The following is a 23,116-nucleotide window of genomic DNA, read 5'->3' as shown; positions in this document are numbered from 1 at the left end:
CGATTCTTGAAGTAATATAAACGAATAATGTTAGTGCAGAAGTTATATGGACATGATGATTTTTTTACATACGGTTGGATCATTGTCGGTGGATAGGGGAGGGCCGTCTAGGACGGTTAGTTCCCTGAGTGATGCATTGGCAAGCATTGGCGTAACGATTTACCTGGTGACGATGGCGGACTCGACTGCATCCGATTTACGGTGTCTTCCTAGCGAGAAGGGTGTTGGTACCGTCGTTGCGGAGGATGCGGGATTGCCTGGAAAGCTCGGGTTTTATCTGAGGCAGAAATTAGTCGCACTTATTCGTGAAGCCAAAGTTGAGGGTATCCACGATCATGGGCTATGGGGGGCGACCAATTTTTGGTCCGCATTTTCTGCTCGTAAAGGTGGTATCCCCTTCTTTCTGTCACCAAGAGGGATGCTGGAGCCATGGTCTCTGGCACAAAAGCGCGTAAAGAAATCTTTGGCAATGCTTATTTACCAGCGCCGCATTCTTAATCACGTTAGCGTTTTTTTTGCTACCTCAAAAGAAGAGGCGAACAACATACGTAAAATTGGTTTGCGACAACCAATCGCGATAATTCCTAATGGCGTTGCGCTGCCAGAAACACATCGATATCTTGATGATAAAGATGGTGAGCAAACAAGAACGGTACTCTTTCTTTCCCGGATTCATGAAAAAAAGGGACTAATCAACTTAGTTAGGGCTTGGGCGAGCATAGCTCCTTTAAATTGGAAACTGGTAATTGCCGGTAACGATTACGATGGACATGAGGCTACGGTGCGCCGAGAGGTCTCGAAACTTGGCTTAATAGATGCTGTTAAATTTGTCGGATCGGTTGAGGGGCGAAATAAAGAGAGCTTATATCTGGCCGCTGATATATTTGTTTTACCCACTTTCTCAGAAAATTTTGGTGTGGTTGTCGCAGAAGCGCTAGCTTATGGAGTGCCTGTAATTACCACTACAGGCGCGCCTTGGGAAGAGCTACATGAACACGACTGCGGATGGTGGGTGGCTCCTGAGGTCGAAAGCATCGCCAGAGGTTTGCAGGATGGCATGAGTCGAACGGACGTGGAGCGGTATGAAATGGGACTACGTGGCCGTCAATTGGTGGCTGAAAAATATTCCTGGTCTTCAATTGGTCTTTCTACCCTAGCTGTCTACGAATGGGTATTGAAAAAAGGGCCTCGTCCAGATTGTGTCGTCTAGTCTATGCATACATTATTTCACTTTCGAATACGGACCGTAATACTTCTGATCGCTGTCCTGATATTGTTTTTGGGGCTATTTCAGCTAGGAAATTTTGTGTCCACTCCGAGTAGTCAACCGATCCCATCGGATCTGATTGTTACGTTGGGGGGAGACTCAGGGGCAAGAGTTATGAAGGCGCTTGATCTTTATAAATTAGGTTATGCGCCAAAGATTTTGATAACCGGTATTGACGGCGGTGAGCCTCAGATTCGGCCAGCTTATCTTACCTGGCAAGCCCTATTTTTTGCTCAGCAAGGGGTAAAAAAAAATGTTCTTTTATTCGATACTGAATCGGCCAATACGTGGCAAGAAGCTCTAAATACAAAAAAATTGATGGAGCAACAAGGGTTACATCACGTAATCGTAGTCAGCGACCCGCCGCACATGCGGCGATTATCATGGGTATGGGGGCGAGTCTTTGCGGATAGCGGTATGCAATTTCGCTTGGTTCCATCAAACATGTCTGGATGGAGGGCTGATGAATGGTGGCTGAACGAAAAATCAGCTCAGTTTGTACTGGCCGAAATTGTTAAGTTTATGTATTACTTAGTACGGTATTAAGTGGGGATGAAAGTGATGAGTTCGTCGAGTAATCGTAAGCCCATGGAACTAAAATCGCTGACGCTCAAAAATAAATTAGCACGTACACTTTGGCGAGTGATCTGGCTTTTTTTATTCCGGCCTAGTCCCATTCCATTTCACGCATGGCGTCGTTTTTTGTTGCGCTTGTTCGGGGCGACTATAGAAGCAGGTACGCATCCGTATCCTTCAGCAAAAGTTTGGGCACCATGGAATTTGACTATGCGTGCGCATAGTTGCCTAAGTCATTATGTGGACTGTTATTGCGTAGATAAAATCGAACTGGGCCGGCATGTAACCGTGAGCCAATATTCATATTTATGTACGGCTAGTCATGATTTTATGCGACGTGGCATGCCTCTGATTACCGCACCGATTTTAATCGAAAACCATGCCTGGATTACTGCCGACGTTTTTATCGGTCCAGGCGTCACGGTCGGCGAGGGCGCTGTTGTCGCCGCTCGTAGCATCGTCATCAGGGATGTAATGCCATGGACGGTAGTTGCGGGGGCTGATGGGAGGATAGTCGGAAAACGTGATTCGACTGTCGCCCTTGATTAATTGTTTTGATTTCTTTAGAACACATGCAAAGAACCACCACCAGTCTGGCAGCGCCTTGTGATCTCACCATTGTTATATTGACATTGAATGAGGAATTGCATATTGAGCGTTGTATACAAAGTCTTCAGGGTGTCGCAATACGGATAGTTGTGGTTGACAGCTATTCGACGGATAGGACATGCGAGTTGGCTATTTGCGCTGGTGCCGAGGTAATACACCATAAATTCTTAAATCATGCGTCTCAATTTAATTGGGCATTGGATAATGCAGAAATTAGCTCAACGTGGGTGATGAAACTGGATGCCGATGAGACTCTGACTCCGTCGCTAGTAAAGGCTTTGCGTATAGCATTTGCAACTGCTTTGCCTGAGCATACCGGCTATACCATTAATTTAGGAAGAATATTTCTCGGAAAATTTTTGAGATATGGTGCGTTGTATCCCATCCGGTTGCTACGGATTTGGCGAGCGGGGTTTGGTAGAATTGAAAATCGCTGGATGGACGAGCACGTTATTGTAGATGGGGCGATTAATCATATTGACGCTGATTTTTATGACCATAATCTTAATAACATTACTTGGTGGACGCAAAAGCATAATCAATATGCTACCAGGGAGGCGATTGAATTTTTGATGAATAAAGATCGTATCGATGTTCCTGGGAATACCCATGCGATGAATGTTGATGCGCGGGTCAAGCGTTGGATTAAAAGAACCATCTACGCGAGGCTCCCCTTAGGTTTGCGTGCGTTTCTATATTTTCTATATCGCTATTTTTTAAGATTAGGATTTCTTGATGGTCGGCAGGGTTTAATTTTTCATTTTTTGCAGGGTTTCTGGTATCGATTCCTTGTCGATGTCAAAATTCAGGAGCTTAAATTTTCGATGAAAAAAGGAGGCCTTACGCTTGCGCAAGTAGTGAGGGAAGAGTACGGATTCGAGATAGATTGATTTGGTGCTTAATCCTAAGGGTTGCGTTTTAGTATCACTTTTAGTCGCCAGATAAGCGATTAATATTACCAAAAATAGTTGCGAGAAATTTCATTGAAAATATCAGTTATAACCGCTGTGTACAACGGAATAAATACCATAGAAGATACATTGCGCAGCGTTAAGTCGCAAGATTACACGGATATTGATCACGTTGTTATTGACGGTGCTTCATCGGACGGAACGGTTGAATTGATCGGTAGGCATATTGATTCCATATCAACATTTATTAGCGAACCGGATATGGGTATTTACCATGCCTTGAACAAAGGTATCGCAAACGCGATTGGAGATGTGGTAGGGTTTTTGCACTCCGACGACATGTTCGCCTCTTCTGCAGCCCTGTCACGTATCGCCGACGCGTTTCAAGATCCGGCAGTCGGCGCTGTATACGGAGATTTGGTTTACGTTAAGAGGCATGACGCATCCCAAGTAGTTCGTTACTGGCGTTCAGGGAAATACTCTTCGGCACGTATTCTAAGGGGGTGGATGCCCCCGCATCCAACTTTTTATGTGAGGCGCGATTTATACCATTCGCTTGGTCTTTTCAATACAAAATTTCGGATTGCTGCAGACTACGAAAGCATATTGCGTATATTGGAAAGAGGCCGTATCAGAGCAGAGTACATTCCTGAAGTTTTAGTGAGGATGCGGGTCGGTGGCGTAAGCAATAGATCAGTTCGTAACATGGTGTTAAAAACTTGTGAAGACTACAGGGCAATGCGCATGAACGAGATAGGTGGGGTAACGACTCTGTTACTTAAAAATCTTACTAAGTTACCGCAATTCTTTTTTAAGTAGCGCGCAAGTTTTAGTTGGTAAAACTAGGCTAGATTTTGATCGTGGTTTGTATTGTTGCGATTTCGCGTTAGAACAACAGCGTTCAAATCTGAGCAAATCAGTCATCTGGAGAGTTGTATCCATTAGGAAACTATTGCGATTCAAGTTAGAAGCCGCCGAGAAGTCAGGAGAGGCAACTTGACATATACTGCCGCCAGCATCCAGAGCTGAACAGCTTAATCAGAACGCATGCATTTTCACCTTGTACCTAAAATGTACTGCTGATTTTTAAAAATGTGATTCACAAATAAATCAGCAGATAAACTGGAGGCTTGTTATCGTATTACAGAGGGCGTATTTAGTGCACGCTGTGAATTGTAAATACGTTTGGGTCGGCAAAAAATGGATGGTCAGATCAAATATATTAGTAAAAAATTCTTAAAACAAAAAAGGATCACAAGCTGAAGCATGTAATCCTTTGATATTCCTGCAATTTCTTGGTGGCCCGGGGCGGAATCGAACCACCGACACAAGGATTTTCAATCCTCTGCTCTACCGACTGAGCTACCAGGCCAAGGAGCCGAATTATAGCAAGACATTTTGAATTCGCAAACACCTTATGTAATTATTTTATTTTAGTAGTCGTTATAATGTTTGCATGAATGATTCCAGACTACCTTCCAAGAGCGTGTTCGCGGCTGCTGCTGCGCTTAGTACGCATGGTGTTTCTTCGCGAAATGTTTCCCATAGTGACATTTGTATTGTCGGCAATGGTGCGATCGGTAAGACGGCGGCGTTGGGGCTGGCGCAGGCGGGTCTTACTGTCACCTTATTAGCGGCGCCTTCAGGCGTCTCGGTGAGCGACCCTTCGGGTGCCTCAACAGCCAATGGTGCGCCTCCTAACCTCTCGTTACAAGTTGAGAGCCATCGTTCGGGTGATTCCGCCGCTTGGGACCCGCGTGTTTATGCGTTGAATCACGTTGCCCGTAGTCTGCTATCAGGTCTCAAGGTGTGGGATGCCCTGGATGATAGTCGGGTTGCGCCCGTGGAGAGCATGCTGGTCAAAGGCGGCGCGGAAGCCAATGCCGGGAGTATTTCCTTTGATGCTTTTAGTGCGCGTACTGGTGCGTTGGCGTGGATCGTTGAGGATCGCAATTTGAATCAGGCGTTGGATGCGGCATTGAAGTTTGCGCATAACGTGCGTGTGGTCCGTGGTCGGGCACAACAGATGTTGGTCAGCGATGCCGTTGGCGGCGGCGATGGCGCTGGCAAAGGTGGTGTGACCTTGACGCTGCAAGATGGTTCGTTGCTGACTGCTGCATTGCTGGTTGGCGCTGATGGCGCGCAATCGTGGGTGCGTCATCAATGTGATATCGGCATCGATTACCGCTCTTATCATCAGCGGGCGATTGTGGCTAACTTTGAAACTACCCTTCCGCATCATGACGTAGCACATCAATGGTTTACTGCTGAAGAGGGAATCGTCGCGTTATTGCCGTTGCCGGGGCAGCGGGTGTCGTTGGTGTGGTCGGCTCCGGAAAGCCTGGCACCGACTTTGTTACGGGAGTCGCTGACGCAACTGGCAGAGCGTTTGTCGGCGTTGGCGGGTGCGCAGTTAGGTCAGTTGACGCCATTGCAACCGGAGAGCGTGCAGAGTTTTCCGCTGGCGCTGATTCGTAGTCATGCGCTGGTGGCGCCGCGGGTTGCGTTGATTGGTGATGCGGCGCACGTGGTGCATCCGCTGGCCGGTCAAGGGATGAACTTGGGGTTTGGTGACGTCACTGCCTTGATTAAGGTGTTGGCCGAGCGCGGTCCGCATCGTGATTGTGGTGATACCGCGGTATTGGCAAAATACGCGCGTTCACGCAAGGAAGAGATTCTTTTAATGCAACTTGCTACCGATGGTCTTGAACGCTTATTTGGGCTCGACATAGCGCCGCTACGCTTGGCGCGCAACGTCGGATTGAACTTGCTGGACAGGCTGCCGGTCTTAAAGCGGCGATTGATGGGTCATGCGTTCGGTCGTACATTCGAAAAAAATTAATGGGAGTTGTAATGCAAGTACGGATTTGGGAACGTTTAAAGCCATTGTTGTTGGCAGTGATGTTGGGTTCATTGATGACGGCAGCTATCGCTGAAACTGCGCAAGAAACCGCGGTCAAAAAGCTTATCGAGCCGCGTTTAGGGGATGGTGTCAAAGTGGATGCGGTTGCCAAAACACCGTATTTGGGCATGTTTGAGGTGCGCGTCGGGAAAGATATTTTTTATACCGATGCAGCGGCTAAATATATGTTCGTTGGTCGTATCCTGGACGCCAAGAGTTCACGGGATTACACTAAGGAGCGCATGGATGAAATCAGTAAGGTGAAGTTCTCCGATTTGCCGCTGGAACTGGCAATGAAGTCCGTCAAGGGCAACGGCAAGCGCGTGATTGCGGTGTTTGAAGATCCTAACTGCGGTTATTGCAAAAAATTCCGTAAGACTTTGCAGGATGTTGACAACGTCACTGTGTACACCTTTATGTATAACATCCTGGCTGCGGATTCTGCGGTGAAGTCTAAAAACGTCTGGTGTAGCGCCAATCGTGACAAAGCGTGGGACGACTGGATGCTGAACGGTAAGTTGCCCGCTACGGCTGCGGCGAGTTGCGTAGCGACGCCGAACGACAAAGTATTAGCGCTGGGACAGGCGCTTGGCGTCAGTGGCACGCCGACGATCATCTTTGCCGATGGATCGCGTATACCGGGCTTTATCGATGCGAAGGCGCTTGAGGAAAAGTTTGCCTCGGTTGTACCGGCTGCGCCAGCTACACCAGTCGCGTCTAGCAAATAAGACGGCCAACTATCTCATGGATCTTCCGGCGACCGATCAAATAGCAGGTATTTTGCTCGCCGCCGGTCGTGGTCGTCGTTTTGATCCAAGCGGGAAGCAGAGCAAATTGCTGCAACTTCTTCCTAGCGGAGAAACTGTTTTGGCGGCAGCAGCAAAGCATCTTTCTGCCGTGTTGCCGGTTACTGTGGTGTGTCGGACCGATGCGCCGCCGTTGACTGCGCAATTGGCAGAGGAGCTTGTTGGCTGCACGCTGCTTGAGTGCGCTGATGCGGATGATGGAATGGCGACGACGCTGGTGTTTGGTCTCCAGCAAACAGCGACCGCGGTAGGATGGGTGATCGCGTTAGCCGATATGCCGTTTGTGCAGGTTTCTACGATCATGGCGTTAAAAGCAGCATTGGATCAGGGCGCAGATATCGCGGTGCCAGTCTGCAATCAACGTCGCGGTAATCCGGTTGCTTTCAGTCATCGTCATCTTTCGCACTTGTTAGCGCTGCGTGGCGATCAGGGTGCGCGGGGTTTGCTGGAGCGTTTTCCTGTGGTGGAGGTTGCGGTGGATGATCCAGGTGTCTTACAGGACATTGATACCGTCGCCGATATACCACAATCGTAAGCGGAATTCTGCTGATTGATCCTCTATGCGCATGGCAACCCACTAAGCGGGTGTTGGTTTCGCGATAACCCCGTAGACTATTGTTTTTTCATGCCATCGCTCGGCTTATTTTATTTTTAAATCAAACGTGTATTTTATTGTTGGCTCCGCCTGACGTTCATCATGTCTGCGACGCTTTGTCGTGGTCATTTCTGATTTATAGATGCCATAAGTTTGCCGCGTAGATGACGTGTCGTGCTTCACTAACTTGCCAATCTTCCGCGATGAATCCACACTTTCTAAATAAACGCCTGATCCTTGTTCTCGGTTATACGGGCTTGGTCCCATTCGTCCTGTTAACGCTGGGTTGCTGGCTGGTTAGCCCGGATTGGCTTGGCGAGTTTATTCGCGGTCAAATGGCTTACGGTGTCGCTGCATTATCATTTCTAGGCGGTATTCATTGGGGCGCGATGGTATTGCGTGCCGATCTCTCTGCAGAGCGGACTAAAAGAGCCTTGATCTGGGGGATTATGCCGACCACGATTGCCTGGTTTTCGACCCTGTTCTTTGCGTATGGTTATACTTTATTGATTCTGGGCTTTATTGCGGCGTATCAAGTGGATAAGCGTTTATTCGTTTGGTACGGTCTGCCAGGCTGGTTCATTGAATTACGTTATAGACTAACCTGTGCTGCGGTTGGCGCGATGGTGTTAGCCATGCTTGCCGCTGGCGTGAGAGGAAATCTCGGTGCATAAGTCTACCCAAAAATCTGCCGCAAAACCAATGGCAAAGGCCGCCGCAAAATCTATCGCGAAGTCATTAATCGGTAAATTGGTGCCCACTAAGGCCGACCGGATTAAGGCTGGTCGCGCCAAATCTGCGGTCAAGCTTTCTAAAGCGGGATTGAAGGCTGGTGCTAAGGCTGGTACTAAGTCGGGCGTTAAGTTATTAGCGAAGTCACTTCCAAAGCGCAAGCCTGAGCTGGCTGGTTTGGTTAGTCCAGAGATTGTTATTCGGACTCCGGCCTTGCATTACAGTATTGTGGCAGCAGATCCGGCGGCCCATTTGTTTGCCGTGACGTTGGTGATTAATGCGCCAGCAGCGGTCGGACAAATCGTGGCTCTGCCAGCGTGGATTCCTGGCAGTTACATGATCCGCGAATTTGCGCGTCATATCGTTCAGATTCGTGGTGAGTCGAATGGCCGAACGATTGCCTTAAAAAAACTCGATAAGCATTCATGGCAAGCGGGACCTTGCGACGGGCCGCTGACATTGCACTATCAAGTCTATGCGTGGGATTTGTCGGTACGTGCAGCACATCTGGATCAGACGCACGGATTTTTTAATGGCACCAGTGTATTTTTGCGGGTTGTCGGGCAAGAAGATATTCCACACGTGGTTGATATTCAACGTCCTCATGGCGACCAGTATGTGCACTGGCGCATAGCCACGGCGCTGCCGACCTTGAAGGCCAAACGCGGTAGTTTTGGCAGCTATGTTGCGTCCAATTATGATGAGCTGATTGATCATCCGGTTGAGATGGGGTTGTTTCAGCTTGCTACCTTTAAAGCGCATGGTGTCCCGCACGAGATAGCGATTACGGGCAACGTGCCGAATCTGGATATGACACGACTGACTGCGGATCTGAAAAAGATATGTGAAACGCAAATTGCTTTTTTTGAGCCAGCGGGAACCAAATTCGCCAAGCAAGCGCCGATGCAGCGTTATGTATTTTTAACGCTTGCGGTAGGTGATGGTTATGGCGGCCTTGAACACCGCGCCTCGACCGCGTTGATTTGTGCACGGGCCGATTTGCCGGTAAAGGGACAGCCTGAGACAAGTGATGGCTATCGCACCTTTCTCGGTCTGTGTAGTCATGAGTATTTTCATACGTGGAACGTCAAGCGCATTAAACCTGCGGCATTTGCTCCGTACGATTTGCAAGTCGAAAATTACACCCCGTTGTTGTGGTTGTTCGAAGGATTTACCAGTTATTACGACGACTTGATGCTGTTTCGGTGCGGACTGATTGATGAGGCGCAATACCTGAAAATGATGGCCAAAACGATTAATGGCGTCCTGCTCGGTAGTGGACGCCGTAAGCAAAGCGTCGCCGAATCAAGCTTCGACGCGTGGGTGAAATATTATCGTCAGGACGAGAACGCGCCAAACGCGATCATCAGTTATTACACCAAAGGCTCGTTGGTGGCGCTGGGGTTGGATTTGATGATCCGCAGCGAAACTAAAAACAAAAAATCGCTGGATGATGTCATGCGGGCTTTGTGGCAAAAATACGGTCGCGATTTCTTTGCCAATAACGCGTCGTCCGGACGTGGCGTGACGGAGGCGGCGGTTGAGTCATTGTTTGATGCGGTGACCGGACTGAAGCTAAAGCGTTTCTTTGATAGATTTGTACGCGGCACGGAGGATCTGCCGCTGGCCAAGTTGTTCGCAACCGCCGGGGTGACGATCGCTGACGGTCGTAAAACAGCAAAACCGGGCATGGGTGCGCGTATCAGTCGCAATGGCGTCGAAAGCAAGCTGGCGAACGTTTATGAAGGCGGCGCGGCGCATCGAGCCGGTTTGTCGGCTGGAGATGTGTTGCTGGCGCTTGACGGGATTCGTGTGACAGCCAATCTGGACATCCTGCTTGCACGCTATCGTGTTGGCGATACGGTGACCGCGCATGTGTTTCGGCGCGATGAGTTATTGGTTTTTAGCGTCAAGTTGCTTGCCGATACAACGCCCCAATGGCATCTTAATGCAGAGTCGAAACCGGTAACTGTCCTGACGGTGCGCAATGCGTGGTTGGAAGGAAAGACGGGGCGCTGAAGTGGTTACTTGGGCACGTCGGCACGTTGCCACTTTTTGGGGGCGATGGAGTGAAATGGTTGGTAGGGGAACGCGGTTGATAAAGTCTGCTCATTTGAGGTTGAGCAGATCAGTATCAGGATTCGTTATCCGCCTTAAGGCCGTTCCAGCGCGGCGTCAACGTGTGGGCAACACCATACAAATCAAGCACGCGACCGACGGTGTGGTCGATCATTTCGTTAATAGTTTTAGGACGGTGATAAAAGCCGGGAAGAGGGGGGAAAATGATCCCGCCCATTTCTGTAACACTCGTCATGTTGCGCAGATGCGCCAGATTAAACGGCGTCTCGCGCACCATGAGCGTCAAACGCCGACGCTCTTTTAGTACGACGTCTGCCGCACGCGTGATCAAATTGTCGGAGAGACCGTTTGCCACCGCTGCTAACGTTTTCATTGAGCACGGTGCAACGATCATGCCATCGGACTGAAACGATCCGCTCGCAATCGAAGCACCAACATCGCGCACGTTATACGTCACGTCCGCTAATGCTTCTACTTCTTTGCGGCGCATATCGAGTTCTTGATGCAGATTGAGAACGCCCGCATCCGAGATCAATAAATGCGATTCAATCTCCGGCACTTCACGCAAAAATTGCAAAAGCCTCACACCGTAGGCAACACCGGTCGCGCCAGTGATGGCTATAATTAACCGACGTTGCGCAGCCGGAGACGCTGGCCGCTGATCGTGATCAGCGGCCTTAGATTCCTCGGATTCAGCCGACACCGCGGGCCGCTTAAGGCGTTAACAAGGTTTTCAGTTCGCCGGATTCGTGCATCTCGTTCATGATGTCCGAACCACCAACAAATTCACCTTTGACATACAGTTGCGGGACTGTCGGCCAATTTGAATAGTCCTTGATACCTTGACGCACGGCGGGATCTTCCAGCACGTTGATGGTGACGATGTTGACCGCGCCGTTAGCTTTGAGTAGCTGGATGGCACGACCTGAAAAACCGCATTGTGGAAATTGGGCAGTGCCCTTCATGAACAAAACCACTGGGTTTTGTGTCACGGTTTCTTTAATCCACGTTTGTACTTCGCTCATGGCAAACCCTTAAAATTATTCAGAATACAGTCATTATATGAAAAAGCAGCGTGCCCCGCTGACGCGACTGAAATGCGACACAATTAACGTGTGCTTAATGCAATTGTCAAGAGTTTTTGACTCTGAAGAGAAGACTATGTATAATCTCAGGTTCTCCCGACTCCGGATGACATTTTATGCCGTGCAGGGAAGGATGAATTGTTGTTAGTTATTCAATTATTTCGATGAGGTTTCATATGTACGCGGTCATAAAAACCGGTGGCAAACAATATAAAGTTATTGCCGGCGAAAAACTTAAAATAGAACAGATACCTGCAGACATTGGCACCGAACTCACTATAGATCAAGTGCTGGCAGTTGGCGCTGGCGATACTCTGCAGGTTGGAGTGCCATTGGTCGAAGGTGCTACGGTGTTGGTTAAGGTATTGGCGCAAGGTCGCCACGATAAAGTCAAGATCTTCAAAATGCGTCGTCGTAAGCATTATCAGAAGCATCAAGGCCATCGTCAAAATTACACCGAAATTCAAATCGTTTCGATCAACGCTTAATTTAGTTAGCAGCTGACTTCATTCAAAACCGTAGCGCGCAACGCAGTTTTTGCGAGGCACATCACGTTGCGAAAGAAGTCTGACTAAATGACGTTGATTGACTTAACCAAATATCAGGAGTTTTAAATGGCACATAAAAAAGGCGGCGGCACTACGCGCAACGGCCGTGACTCAGAGTCAAAACGACTCGGCGTCAAGGTCTACGGTGGCCAGGCGATTAACGCTGGCGGCATCATTATTCGTCAACGCGGTACTAAAACGCATCCAGGCGAAAATGTTGGCATGGGCAAGGATCATACCTTGTTTGCACTGATTCAAGGAAAAGTACAATTTGTGATCAAGGGTGCTGAGAAGCGTCAATACGTCACTGTTGTAGCGCCTGCTGCAGTTGCTGCTTAATTAAGCAAGCAGTAAGCATTACTTGAAGTAGATGAGCGCGAAGCGCAAGCTTGGCCGCGAAAGGCTCTGCCGCAGGTAGAGCCTTTTTAGTTTTTTAGTTGCAAAATTCATTCGATGTCAGCCTGTAGTCTGAATATCATGCCAGAAGGCAATATGCGTTGTACACATTGAATGGGGCAACTCGGTAATTGTTGTGTTAGTTGCACCTGGTTGTGCGGACTTCAACAATGCTGCGGTAGCCTGCTCCCGGATTTTTTATAAAATCAGAGCGGCAGACAAAATAGTCAAATCAGAATTAAAATAGTCAATCTCATTAGGATCTTCGAATGAAGTTTATAGATGAAGCAAAAATCGAAGTCATTGCCGGCGATGGTGGCAATGGGGTTGCGAGCTTTTTGCGCGAAAAATTTCGTCCCTTTGGCGGACCAGACGGCGGTGACGGCGGCATTGGCGGCAGTATTTACGCCGTGGCTGACCGTAACGTCAATACACTAGTTGATTTTCGCTTTTCCAAAATGCATCGCGCAGGCCGCGGCGAAAACGGTCGTGGCTCGGATTGCTACGGCAAAGGCGCGGACGATATCAAGCTGCGCATGCCGGTTGGCACGCTGATCGTTGATGTCGATACCGGCGAAAGCATTGCCGATTTGACCGAACATGGTCAAGAAATCATGTTGGCTAAAGGCGGCGAAGGCGGTTGGGGTAACATTCACTTCAAAACCTCGACCAATCGCGCACCACGTCAAAAAAGTGATGGTAAAGAAGGCGAACGCCGCATCTTGCGCTTAGAACTAAAAGTACTCGCTGATGTTGGTTTGCTGGGACAGCCGAATGCCGGTAAATCGACGTTTATTACGGCTGTGTCAAACGCACGTCCGAAAATTGCCGATTATCCATTTACAACGCTGCATCCTAATCTGGGCGTGGTTCGCGTCAGTCACGAGAAAAGTTTCGTGATTGCGGATATTCCGGGTTTGATTGAAGGCGCAGCGGATGGCGCAGGGCTAGGAATTCAATTTCTGAAGCATTTGCAACGTACCGGTTTGCTATTGCACATCGTTGATTTAGCACCATTCGAATCAACGGTTGATCCGGTGAAAGAAGCCAAAGCAATCGTCAAAGAACTCGAAAAATACGATCAGTCGTTGTTTGATAAACCACGTTGGTTGGTTCTCAACAAACTGGACGTTGTACCGGAAGACGAGCGCAAAAAACGGGTGAAGGATTTCGTGAAGCGTTTTGGCTGGAAGGGCCCGGTTTTCGAAATCTCTGCATTGACGCATGCTGGTTGCCCTGAACTGGTTAATGAGATCTATGCTTATCTGGCAGAAAAGCGTCAGCAAGAACATCGCGCTGAAGAAACGCATATGACGGAAGAAGCACAAGGTATTCTGTCTATCGATCCAGATGATCCGCGCTTTAAAATTCTTGATTAATATTTTAAGCTCGGTTGAGCCTTATTATTTCGGTTTTGGCCTCGGCCTTGGCCTCATCAAAGCGCTGCATTAAGATTCAGCAAATTGAACCGGCTAATTGGCTTTGCCAATCAACCGACATGGCTAGCGCTTAACGCTCTGGCGATGTCGGTTTTTTATTATCAGCGCCAAATCGGTGCTTTCGGCTGTGGCAGATAAAAAAATATGAATTCCGTCATTCAAAAAGCGAAACGTATCATCATCAAGGTCGGGTCGTCGCTGGTTACCAATGATGGCAAGGGACTTGATAGCGAGGCGATTGCTACCTGGGCTGAGCAAATTGCTGCCTTGCGAGAAATGGGTAAAGAAGTGGTGCTGGTCAGTTCCGGTGCTGTGGCAGAAGGTATGCAGCGACTTGGTTTTGATAAGCGCCCAACCAGTATTGATGAATTACAGGCATGCGCTGCGGTAGGGCAAATGGGGTTAGCGCAGATTTATGAAACCAGTTTTCGTGCGCACAACTTGCATACTGCACAGGTGTTGTTGACGCACGCTGATTTGGCTGATCGAGAGCGTTATTTGAACGCCCGTTCTACGCTTTTTACACTGCTACGTTTTGGCGTTATTCCGATTATTAATGAAAATGATACGGTGGTAACGGACGAAATCAAATTCGGCGACAACGATACGCTTGGTGCGTTGGTAGCGAATTTGATTGAGGCTGAAGCTTTAATCATTTTGACCGATCAAAAGGGTTTGTTCACCGCCGATCCGCGTAAAGACCCGAACGCGAAATTTGTGCACGAGGCGCAAGCTGGCGATCCTGCACTCGAAATAATGGCTGGCGAGGCCGGTTCAAGTATTGGTCGCGGTGGGATGTTTACCAAAATTCTGGCGGCAAAACGTGCGGCAACCTCCGGCGCGCATACCGTGATTGCGTGGGGCCGTGAAACGGATGTATTGACGCGACTTGCTGCCGGTGAAGCGATTGGCACGCAGTTGAACGCACAGACTGGCCAATTAAAAGCACGTAAGCAATGGATGGCAGATCATCTGAAAACAGCGGGAAAAGTGCTGCTGGACGCGGGTGCGGTGCAAAAGTTGACGGAAGAGGGCAAGTCATTGCTGCCGATTGGCGTCACCGATGTGTTGGGTGAGTTTGGTCGTGGCGATGTGATTACTTGCGTCGGTAGCGATGGTCGTGCGGTTGCGCGTGGTATCAGCAATTACACCAGCGCAGAAACCAGGCGGATTATGCGACATCCATCGTCGGAGATCGCTACTATTTTGGGCTTTGTCGAAAAGTCAGAATTGATTCATCGGGACAATATGGTTTTGTTGTAAATAATTAAATAATTAAATAATTAAATAATTAAATAATTAAATAAAAAACCGATATGTAAACCATATCGGTTTTTTTAGGCATTTAGTTGATCCGAACCTAAAATGGTCATTTGGCCTGAGAGCCGGACAGTTTTCTAGCGCTAGCTCCGATTTACTTGAGCTTACTAAAATTTTTGCTTAACCACCCGGTTTCAATGGCCGATTGTCCCGTAGGCGAGTTTGTATATCCGTTACCTTGCCAGCGATGGTGCCGTTCTGGCACAAAAAATCTTTGAATAGCGCGGCATGTTGGCGGTTTGCGTTAACGTCGGTGATTTGCTGCCATTTGCTGAGGCGAGCACGCGACCAAGTGCCGTCTTTATGCCCAAAAGCATACAACTTTCTTTCGGCAGTCTGGCAGCGGATTCCTTCATAGCTGACATTTTCAGCGCCGCCACTGCTGGTACTGATCAGCGTGTAACGTACCACGCCATCTGTCCCAACTGTTATTGATTTAATATCAATTGCGAATTTCATGATCGATGTCGGGCTGACATAGAATGAGACCATACTCGCCGGTTCCGGTTGTGCCGGTAATTGAACAGCGAGTTCCTGCCAGGTTTTTACTTCATCATCGAAATCGTCGTCAAACCCGGGCCCCGGGCCAGAACCGGGAGCGGCATGGACATGGGCAGTCGCGGAAAGAAGTAGTGCCGTGACGACAAACAATTTACGCAGTTTTGGTTGGAAAGTGGCGTTAAAAAACATAGAAAAACTTACTCCTTATCGATACTCGGTTCAGCCGAAATGCAGTGTTGTGGGGCATTTCCAATTTCTTCGTCGCAATCTGGGTCTGGTGAGTCTCTAGAGTCGTGCGTTTCTCCTGATTCTGCGCAGCGCAACGGGCGAGTATGACGTCCAGCACTTTGCATCGGACGTGTCAGGAAGCGCGACAGCTCTTGCAAGGCGCGTTGATAAACATCGCGCTTGAACTCGATCACGACATCTAGCGGGACCCAGTAATCGTGCCAGCGCCAAGCATCAAATTCGGGATGCTCGGTCAGGCGCAGGTTAACATCACAATCGCGTCCGACCATCCGCAGCAAGAACCAGATTTGTTTCTGGCCGCGATAATGCCCGCGAATATCGCGTTTGATGAAATGATCTGGCACTTCATAGCGCAGCCAGTCACGGGTTCGACCGATAATTTTGACATGCTCCGCTTTGAGGCCGATTTCTTCCTCTAGTTCGCGAAACATGGCTTGTTCCGGCGTTTCACCGTACTTAATGCCACCTTGTGGAAATTGCCACGAATGTTCGCGCACGCGCTTGCCCCACCACACTTCATTCTGGGTGTTAAGCAAGATAATGCCGACGTTAGGGCGGAAGCCTTCACGGTCCAGCATACTGATACCTCAAAACTTTCTGCGACTAGGCGATCCCTATGCCAACTTGCTTACGTGTTAAATCAACACGAAACAGGTCCCAATCAGAGGTTAATCCGATCAGAACATCAATCAATTGTGCAAAGAGTGGGCGCATCAGCCAGCTAATCCTTTAAAATTGAGTCGATTATAACCCTCTCTTTTTAAAAAGAATTCACCGTTATGCGCGCCTCCCGTTTTTTTGTCTCAACTCTTAAAGAAGCACCATCCGACGCTGAAATCGTTAGCCATAAATTAATGATGCGCGCCGGCATGATTAAACGCCTCGGTTCCGGCATTTACACCTATATGCCGATGGGTTTGCGGGTTATTCGCAAAGTTGAAAATATCGTGCGCGAAGAAATGAATCGTTCTGGCGCGGTTGAACTATTGATGCCAGTCGTACAACCTGCTGAACTTTGGCAAGAAACCGGCCGCTGGCAGAAATACGGCGATGAACTGATGCGCGTCAAAGACCGTCACGGCCGTGATTTCATCATTCAACCGACTTCGGAAGAAGTGATTACCGACATTGCGCGGACCGAATTGCGCTCGTATCGCAAACTTCCAGTGAATTTTTATCATATTCAGACTAAGTTTCGCGATGAACGGCGTCCCCGTTTTGGTTTGATGCGCGGTCGTGAGTTTACGATGAAAGATGCCTATTCTTTTGATCGGGACCTCGATGGTCTGAAAAATTCGTATCAAATTATGTACGACGCCTATATTCGGATTTTTAATCGTTTTGGGCTGCAATTTCGTCCTGTCGCCGCGGATAACGGGGCCATTGGCGGCACTGGTTCGCATGAGTTTCACGTCATCGCTGCTACCGGAGAAGACGCGATTGTGTATTGCCCGACGTCTGATTACGCGGCAAATATGGAAGCTGCCGAGGCGCTGCAAATTGAAGCAGTGCGCGCTGCACCAACGCAGGAGCTGACCAAAACGGCAACGCCGGGCAAGGCCAAGTGCGAAGCGGTTGCTGAATTGCTGAGCATCCCACTGAGCACGACCATTAAGTCGATTGTCCTGACCGTTGAGAAAGAGGCGACTGAAAAAGAAGCCGCTTCCAAGCAAGTCTGGTTGTTGATGTTGCGTGGCGATCACGCTCTTAACGAAATCAAGGCTAACAAAATCCCTGGTCTGACGGGTTATCGCTTTTCAACAGAAGAAGAAATTGTTGAGTGGTTTGGTACGCCACCGGGTTATCTGGGACCGATCAATACTAAAAAACCGATTATGGTCGTTGCTGACCGAACCGTCGCCAACATGCATGATTTCGTCTGCGGCGCGAATGAAGTAGACTTCCATTTCACTGGTGCGAATTGGGGCCGTGATCTGCCCGAGCCGATGGTGATGGATATCCGTAACGTGGTCGCTGGCGACCAGTCGCCGGATGGCAAGGGCGTGCTGGAGATTCAACGTGGCATTGAAATTGGTCATGTGTTTCAGCTTGGTACCGCCTATTCGGAGGCAATGAACGCCACCTTCCTGGACGAGAACGGCAAGCCGCAACCGTTGCAAATGGGTTGTTATGGTATTGGTATCACGCGCATTTTGGGCGCCGCCATCGAGCAGAACTTTGATGACAAGGGCATCATCTGGCCAATCGCGATTGCGCCATTTGAAGTTGTTCTCTGTCCAATGGGCTATGATCGTAGCGAAGCGGTCAAAACCGAAACGGACAAACTCTACGAAGCGTTGCTAGCCGCAGGTGTCGACGTGATTCTGGATGATCGCGGCGAACGTCCGGGTGCAATGTTTGCCGATTGGGAGTTGATCGGTGTGCCGCATCGCGTGGTGGTTGGTGATCGTGGGTTAAAAGAAGGCCAACTGGAATATCAGGGGCGACGTGACACTGAAGCGACGAGCGTGCCCTTGGCGGAAATGGTGAGTTTTGTGAAAGCGCGCCTGATCGGTTAATGCGCTTAATTGGTTAAATAAGCGTGGCTGTTGATCGTTTCTTCGGCATCCTGGGTATTTCTTCCACCTTTAAGAGCGGGAGAAATGGCTTAGGATGCAAGTTGTACTGTTGTTTCGAATCGGGTGTTTCCTCGGGAACTGAACACCGATGGTTTATTTTCCAGGAGTTCACTTGCGTTTGATCGATCGTATTATTCCGTGGTTGTCGGTAGCGCTGCTCTTGGTGAGTGGTGTGACGCATGCCGGCAATCAAAAGGAAGAGGCGATGGCCGATTCGGTGCGGCTGGCTCTGTCGCGTGCGATTAACGATGCGGGGCCTCCCAAACCACAATTCACCGACATCAATCAGCGCATACAGTACTTATATTGGCTGGTTGAGATGTCGACACGTCTTAAAAAGAAATTTCCTGATGCGCAGATGCGTAACGAATTTCTGGAAACCACCTGGTATGAATCCAAACGCGCAGGTCTTGATCCAGCGTTGGTATTGGGCTTGATTCAGGTTGAATCAGCATTTCGTAAATATGCGCTGTCTAGCGTCAACGCGCAAGGTTACATGCAGGTGATGCCGTTCTGGACGCGTGTTATCGGCGACTCTGATCGCAGCAGACTTTTTAATATGCAGACCAACCTGCGCTACGGTTGCGCGATTTTGCGGATGTATCTGGATATGGAAAAGGGCAATCTATATTTGGCGTTAGGCCGTTACAACGGTAGCCGCGGCCGTCCGGAGTATCCGAATGCAGTGCAGGCCGCATGGAAGCGGTGGGAATATAGCCAGGTTCCTCTTAATACGACGGTGGCGGTGCAGTAGTAGTTTGGGCAGTTGTGCCGACTGGCCCAGATTGATCGTAACATCGCATACATCGTTACTAATATTAGCGCTCGGACACATTTCGTTAGCTGCGTTTGAGATGTGCTTCCTCTTCATTTCAATTCTTTGTAGGTCGGTTCCAGATCGGTTTCACATATTTGCCTGTTCCTACCTTTTCATAAGAATATAGACGTTTGTGTCTCTTTGATGCGCTTTGCACGTAGCGATGCCTCATTCGATCTTAATGAAGGGGTCGTGATTTTGCAGAGATGTGTTGAAGGGAGAAGTGGGAGTTAATTCTGCTCAGCGTGTGCTAAAGAAAATACAAAAACGGAAAAGAGAATACAAAAAAACCCGCGCAATGCGGGCGTTTTTGTTTGGCACTTAAGATATTTTAGAACTGCTATATCTTAAGCATTGCTCAAGTGGTCAGAAATGAGTTTAGTCATTTCAAACATAGACACTTGTTTTTTGCCGCCAAAGACAGCTTTTAGCTTTTCATCAGCATCGATGTTGCGCTTGTTTTCTGGATTTTGCAGATTGTGCTTTTTGATGTATTCCCAAACTTTCTTGGTTACTTCAGTACGTGGCAAAGGATCAGCGCCGACGACAGCAGCCAAAACAGCAGATGGTTTCATTGGCTTCATGAACGCTGCGTTTGGCTTACGTGCTGGCTTGTCTGCTGCTGCTACTTTTGCTGGTGCTGCTTTTTTTACCGCTGGTTTAGCTGCAGGTTTTTTTTCTGCAACTACTGGTTTTTTTGCTGTGGCCATCTTTGAGCCTCCTTGACGAAGAGAGTGTGAAAAATGCGTCAATCACGCATCGCTCATAGTGGTGCGGTTTCCTCAGTGACGCAAGTGTTTTTTGTGGCTTTTGCAGGTTTTGTTGAGGGTTGATCAGGAGTGCCCAAAAACATCCTTTTTTCATAGGAGTTTGGGGAACTAAATGTGATGTGATTTTACGATCAATTCGATGGCAAAATAACACCATATTTAGTCCGCTGCATGTCAATGGCGCATCGCTTTCAGTCCCATCGTCGACAGTCGGTAAAAAGCGTGAAAGCCTTATCAATCAATGCTTTAACCGCTTTAATGCCATTAAAGTGCGATGCTTCCTGTCAACACTAGGGAATAAGAACTGGGCTTACTTTAAGCCTGGCATCATCCCTTTCATACTCCGCATCATTTTCATCATGCCGCCGCCTTTAAGTTTTTTCATCATCGACTGCATTTGATCAAATTGCGACAGCATGCGGTTAACTTCTTGCACCTGAACACCGGCACCGGTTGCTATGCGGCGCTTGCGCGAGGCTTTTATTAGTTCCGGTTTGGCACGTTCTTGCGCGGTCATGGAGTTGATCATGCCTTCCATGCGACGCACGGATTTTTCTGCCTGACCCATATTTGCCGCTCCTGCAGCTTGCTGAAATTGTGCTGGCAGTTTATCCAACAGGCTCGACATACCGCCCATTTTTTTCATTTGACCTAGTTGCGCTTTAAAGTCGTTAAGGTCAAATTTTCCACCGCCTTTGATTTTTTGCGCTAAATCTTGCGCAGCGGCGACATCCACACCCTTTTGTGCTTCTTCAACCAGCGCCAGAATATCGCCCATGCCGAGAATGCGGTTTGCCATGCGCGAAGGATCAAATGCTTCCAGACCGTCCAGCTTTTCACCGACACCGGCAAATTTGATTGGCTTGCCGGTAATATGCCGTACTGAAAGGGCGGCACCACCACGAGCGTCACCATCCAGTTTGGTGAGGACTATACCGGTGAGCGGCAACGCATCGTTAAATGCTTTGGCGGTATTGATCGCGTCCTGACCAAGCATCGCGTCGACGACAAATAAGGTTTCAATTGGCTTGACCGCGGCATGCACTGCAGTGATTTCCTGCATCATCGCTTCGTCAATACCAAGACGACCCGCGGTATCTATAATTAGCACGTCGTGATAATGACGCTTCGCAAAATCGAGTGCCGCCAGCGCAATATCAACTGGTTTATCTGTTGTCAGGCTCGGGAAAAAATCCGCGCCGACTTGTTCTGTGACCGTCTTTAGCTGGCCGATCGCCGCAGGGCGATAAACGTCGGTAGAGACGGTGAGTACTTTTTTCTTTTTCTGCTCACGCAGATATTTAGCTAATTTACCGACGGTAGTAGTTTTACCTGCACCTTGCAATCCAGCCATCAAAATGATCGCGGGCGGTTGCGTGGCGAAGTTCAGTTGCGATGCTTCGGGCCCGAGATCTGCGCCCATCAGTGAGGCTAGCTCTCGCTGCACGACGCCGACAAGTGCCTGACCCGGTGTGAGCGAGGCGATGACTTCTTCGCCCAGCGCTTTTTGTTTTACGTTGGCGATAAACTCACGAACGGCGGGTAGCGCGACATCGGCCTCTAGCAACGCCAAACGGACTTCGCGTAGCATTTCGGCAGTATTGGTTTCTGTCAGGCGCGCTTCGCCGCGCATGGTTTTGACGACTTTGGCAAGACGCTGGGTAAGATTGTCTAACATAGGTGACTGTTTTTCAGAAGAGGGGCAAAAGGGCAATGCGTCATTGCGTCCGCTAAGGTTCCGGATGCAATTTTCATCACGGATGATGACAGACGCGGCGTACTGAAAATAATCCTCCATTTTACCCGATACGGCTGCAAAACCGCTTTGAAGACGGCGGCGCAAAGGAGAATAAGGCATTTTTGGAGAAAATTTTGCCACAGGGCACCATAGTCGTTACCAAGGTCACCATAAAAAGCTTTGCAAGCGCTTCAAAGCCTGGCCCGGTGTTAACCTCGGTGTAATTAAGCCCTGCCGCGAGTCGTTCTTATTAATTAGTAAGCACGCATAAAACACGAATAAATGATTGGTCCCTTGGCTTAAGAATCAAATTCGGTTGGTGTATGCTGCAAAACGGGAACGACTAGAGTGTGCTCTTCCCTTCGGGTATTATTCTTCTATTCACAATTGAGGAATGGCTATGTCAGGAAACACCGCTTCTGAAGCACCGCGTCTGGCAGTACTAATCGATGCAGATAATGCGAGCGCGGCGATTGTCGACGGCTTATTATCAGAGGTCGCCAAATATGGTGTTGCCAGCGTCAAACGGATTTATGGCGATTGGACCGATAATCGCCTAGGAAGCTGGAAAGAGTGTCTTCTGCGTAACTCGATCCAGCCGATTCAGCAGTTTGGGTATACCAAAGGTAAAAATGCGACAGACAGCGCGATGATCATTGATGCGATGGATTTGTTATATACCGGTCGTTTTGATGGTTTTTGCATCGTCTCAAGCGATAGTGATTTTACCCGACTAGCCTCGCGCATCCGAGAAGAAGGATTGACCGTCTATGGTTTTGGAGAGCGGAAGACGCCGCAGCCTTTTGTGACAGCGTGCGACAAATTTATCTATACAGACCTGTTGATCGAGTCAGCGGTGTCAGAAGTTGCGGAGCAGGACGGTGCGAGCGATGTACCGAGCAAGTTGCATCGGGCCGCCAATGAGTTACGCCAGGATACGCGACTGTTGCGGTTGTTACGCAGTGGGGTTGAAGCGGTATCGGATGAGGACGGTTGGGCGCAGTTGGGTTCGGTTGGGAGTTATATCGCTAAGCAGGCGCCTGATTTTGATGCCCGTGAATATGGGTATGCCAAGTTAAGTGGTCTGGTCAGCGCGACGGAATTATTTGATGTCACGCAACGCACTTTGGCGAATAACAAATTGGCAATGTATATCCGTGACAAGCGCAAAAAATAAGGTGGAAGACTTTTAAAACG

At 48.9% G+C, this 23,116-nt stretch carries 22 protein-coding genes, 1 tRNA gene and 1 pseudogene; 17 read left to right on the top strand and 7 right to left on the bottom strand.

The window, feature by feature from the left end; genetic code table 11:
- The first annotated feature begins 46 nt into the window (after nt 1-46).
- The 5 genes from RGU75_RS05330 (at nt 47) to RGU75_RS05310 (ending at nt 4,182) form a co-directional block, all read left to right on the top strand.
- The gene (locus RGU75_RS05330) at nt 47-1,210 is read left to right on the top strand and encodes a glycosyltransferase (RefSeq protein ID WP_322233674.1); all 1,164 of its coding nucleotides are present in this window, start codon (nt 47-49) and stop codon (nt 1,208-1,210) included.
- A 3-nt stretch (nt 1,211-1,213) separates the two neighbouring features.
- Complete coding sequence (locus RGU75_RS05325; protein WP_322233672.1) at nt 1,214-1,813, top strand: YdcF family protein; 600 nt, start codon at nt 1,214-1,216, stop codon at nt 1,811-1,813.
- Between the two features lie 372 nt (nt 1,814-2,185).
- Nucleotides 2,186-2,392: a hypothetical protein gene (locus RGU75_RS05320; protein WP_322233670.1), complete on the top strand. Its 207-nt coding sequence runs from the start codon at nt 2,186-2,188 to the stop codon at nt 2,390-2,392.
- A 23-nt stretch (nt 2,393-2,415) separates the two neighbouring features.
- Nucleotides 2,416-3,342 carry a glycosyltransferase family 2 protein gene (locus RGU75_RS05315; RefSeq protein WP_322233667.1) on the top strand — a complete coding sequence of 309 codons (927 nt, stop codon included), beginning with the start codon at nt 2,416-2,418 and terminating at the stop codon, nt 3,340-3,342.
- A 93-nt stretch (nt 3,343-3,435) separates the two neighbouring features.
- Nucleotides 3,436-4,182, top strand: coding sequence for a glycosyltransferase family 2 protein (locus RGU75_RS05310; RefSeq protein WP_322233666.1), 747 nt, complete (start codon nt 3,436-3,438; stop codon nt 4,180-4,182).
- A 477-nt stretch (nt 4,183-4,659) separates the two neighbouring features.
- Here the strand turns inward: RGU75_RS05310 and RGU75_RS05305 are convergent.
- Nucleotides 4,660-4,735, bottom strand: a tRNA-Phe gene (locus tag RGU75_RS05305).
- An 84-nt stretch (nt 4,736-4,819) separates the two neighbouring features.
- Here RGU75_RS05305 and RGU75_RS05300 point away from each other — a divergent pair.
- The 5 genes from RGU75_RS05300 to RGU75_RS05280 all read left to right on the top strand — a co-directional run bounded on the left by RGU75_RS05300 (nt 4,820) and on the right by RGU75_RS05280 (nt 10,417).
- Entirely contained in the window at nt 4,820-6,205 is a 1,386-nt protein-coding gene (locus tag RGU75_RS05300; protein ID WP_322233663.1) for an FAD-dependent monooxygenase, read from the top strand.
- Between the two features lie 11 nt (nt 6,206-6,216).
- The gene (locus tag RGU75_RS05295; RefSeq protein WP_322233662.1) at nt 6,217-6,993 is read left to right on the top strand and encodes a DsbC family protein; all 777 of its coding nucleotides are present in this window, start codon (nt 6,217-6,219) and stop codon (nt 6,991-6,993) included.
- A gap of 16 nt (nt 6,994-7,009) precedes the next feature.
- Nucleotides 7,010-7,606: a nucleotidyltransferase family protein gene (locus tag RGU75_RS05290; protein ID WP_322233660.1), complete on the top strand. Its 597-nt coding sequence runs from the start codon at nt 7,010-7,012 to the stop codon at nt 7,604-7,606.
- 263 nt (nt 7,607-7,869) lie between these two features.
- Nucleotides 7,870-8,340 carry a DUF3429 domain-containing protein gene (locus RGU75_RS05285; protein ID WP_322233658.1) on the top strand — a complete coding sequence of 157 codons (471 nt, stop codon included), beginning with the start codon at nt 7,870-7,872 and terminating at the stop codon, nt 8,338-8,340.
- Nucleotides 8,333-10,417, top strand: coding sequence for a M61 family metallopeptidase (locus tag RGU75_RS05280; RefSeq protein ID WP_322233656.1), 2,085 nt, complete (start codon nt 8,333-8,335; stop codon nt 10,415-10,417). The genes RGU75_RS05285 and RGU75_RS05280 overlap by 8 nt, the downstream gene beginning before the upstream one ends.
- A gap of 115 nt (nt 10,418-10,532) precedes the next feature.
- On the opposite strand, the gene RGU75_RS05275 is transcribed toward RGU75_RS05280, so the two are convergent.
- Together RGU75_RS05275 and grxD are read right to left on the bottom strand one after the other, a co-directional pair.
- Entirely contained in the window at nt 10,533-11,102 is a 570-nt protein-coding gene (locus RGU75_RS05275) for a UbiX family flavin prenyltransferase (protein WP_322240267.1), read from the bottom strand.
- A gap of 88 nt (nt 11,103-11,190) precedes the next feature.
- Nucleotides 11,191-11,502, bottom strand: coding sequence for a Grx4 family monothiol glutaredoxin (gene grxD, locus RGU75_RS05270; protein ID WP_322233653.1), 312 nt, complete (start codon nt 11,500-11,502; stop codon nt 11,191-11,193).
- A 236-nt stretch (nt 11,503-11,738) separates the two neighbouring features.
- Here grxD and rplU point away from each other — a divergent pair, with 236 nt between their 5' ends.
- The 4 genes from rplU to proB all read left to right on the top strand — a co-directional run bounded on the left by rplU (nt 11,739) and on the right by proB (nt 15,208).
- A complete protein-coding gene (gene rplU / locus RGU75_RS05265; protein ID WP_205322978.1) occupies nt 11,739-12,050 on the top strand; it encodes a 50S ribosomal protein L21 in 312 nt (103 codons plus the stop codon).
- 126 nt (nt 12,051-12,176) lie between these two features.
- Nucleotides 12,177-12,449 (top strand): 50S ribosomal protein L27, encoded by a 273-nt coding sequence (gene rpmA / locus RGU75_RS05260; RefSeq protein ID WP_322233651.1) that lies wholly within the window; start codon nt 12,177-12,179, stop codon nt 12,447-12,449.
- A 326-nt stretch (nt 12,450-12,775) separates the two neighbouring features.
- Nucleotides 12,776-13,885, top strand: coding sequence for a GTPase ObgE (obgE, locus tag RGU75_RS05255; protein ID WP_322233648.1), 1,110 nt, complete (start codon nt 12,776-12,778; stop codon nt 13,883-13,885).
- Nucleotides 13,886-14,089: 204 nt separating this feature from the next.
- Nucleotides 14,090-15,208, top strand: coding sequence for a glutamate 5-kinase (proB, locus tag RGU75_RS05250; protein WP_322233646.1), 1,119 nt, complete (start codon nt 14,090-14,092; stop codon nt 15,206-15,208).
- A 177-nt stretch (nt 15,209-15,385) separates the two neighbouring features.
- Here proB and RGU75_RS05245 read toward each other — a convergent pair whose 3' ends face one another.
- Together RGU75_RS05245 and RGU75_RS05240 are read right to left on the bottom strand one after the other, a co-directional pair.
- Complete coding sequence (locus RGU75_RS05245) at nt 15,386-15,955, bottom strand: CNP1-like family protein (RefSeq protein ID WP_322233645.1); 570 nt, start codon at nt 15,953-15,955, stop codon at nt 15,386-15,388.
- A gap of 8 nt (nt 15,956-15,963) precedes the next feature.
- Nucleotides 15,964-16,593, bottom strand: a complete 630-nt coding sequence (locus RGU75_RS05240) for an RNA pyrophosphohydrolase (protein WP_322233643.1) — start codon at nt 16,591-16,593, stop codon at nt 15,964-15,966.
- Nucleotides 16,594-16,794: 201 nt separating this feature from the next.
- Here RGU75_RS05240 and RGU75_RS05235 point away from each other — a divergent pair, with 201 nt between their 5' ends.
- Both RGU75_RS05235 and RGU75_RS05230 read left to right on the top strand, forming a co-directional pair.
- Nucleotides 16,795-18,534: a proline--tRNA ligase gene (locus RGU75_RS05235; RefSeq protein ID WP_322233639.1), complete on the top strand. Its 1,740-nt coding sequence runs from the start codon at nt 16,795-16,797 to the stop codon at nt 18,532-18,534.
- A gap of 172 nt (nt 18,535-18,706) precedes the next feature.
- Nucleotides 18,707-19,348: a lytic transglycosylase domain-containing protein gene (locus RGU75_RS05230; protein ID WP_322233637.1), complete on the top strand. Its 642-nt coding sequence runs from the start codon at nt 18,707-18,709 to the stop codon at nt 19,346-19,348.
- 410 nt (nt 19,349-19,758) lie between these two features.
- Here RGU75_RS05230 and RGU75_RS05225 read toward each other — a convergent pair whose 3' ends face one another.
- Entirely contained in the window at nt 19,759-20,121 is a 363-nt protein-coding gene (locus tag RGU75_RS05225; protein WP_205322985.1) for an SWIB/MDM2 domain-containing protein, read from the bottom strand.
- Nucleotides 20,122-20,491: 370 nt separating this feature from the next.
- The gene (gene ffh / locus RGU75_RS05220; protein WP_322240265.1) at nt 20,492-21,859 is read right to left on the bottom strand and encodes a signal recognition particle protein; all 1,368 of its coding nucleotides are present in this window, start codon (nt 21,857-21,859) and stop codon (nt 20,492-20,494) included.
- Between the two features lie 460 nt (nt 21,860-22,319).
- Here ffh and RGU75_RS05215 point away from each other — a divergent pair.
- A pseudogene (locus RGU75_RS05215) lies at nt 22,320-23,090 on the top strand (NYN domain-containing protein); the annotation flags it as partial.
- Nucleotides 23,091-23,116 lie beyond the last annotated feature (26 nt).

The organism is Glaciimonas sp. CA11.2 (assembly GCF_034314045.1).
Lineage (GTDB): Bacteria > Pseudomonadota > Gammaproteobacteria > Burkholderiales > Burkholderiaceae_D > Glaciimonas.
The sequence above is the reverse complement of the archived record's forward strand: the minus strand, read 5'-3'. Positions and strand labels throughout refer to the sequence as shown.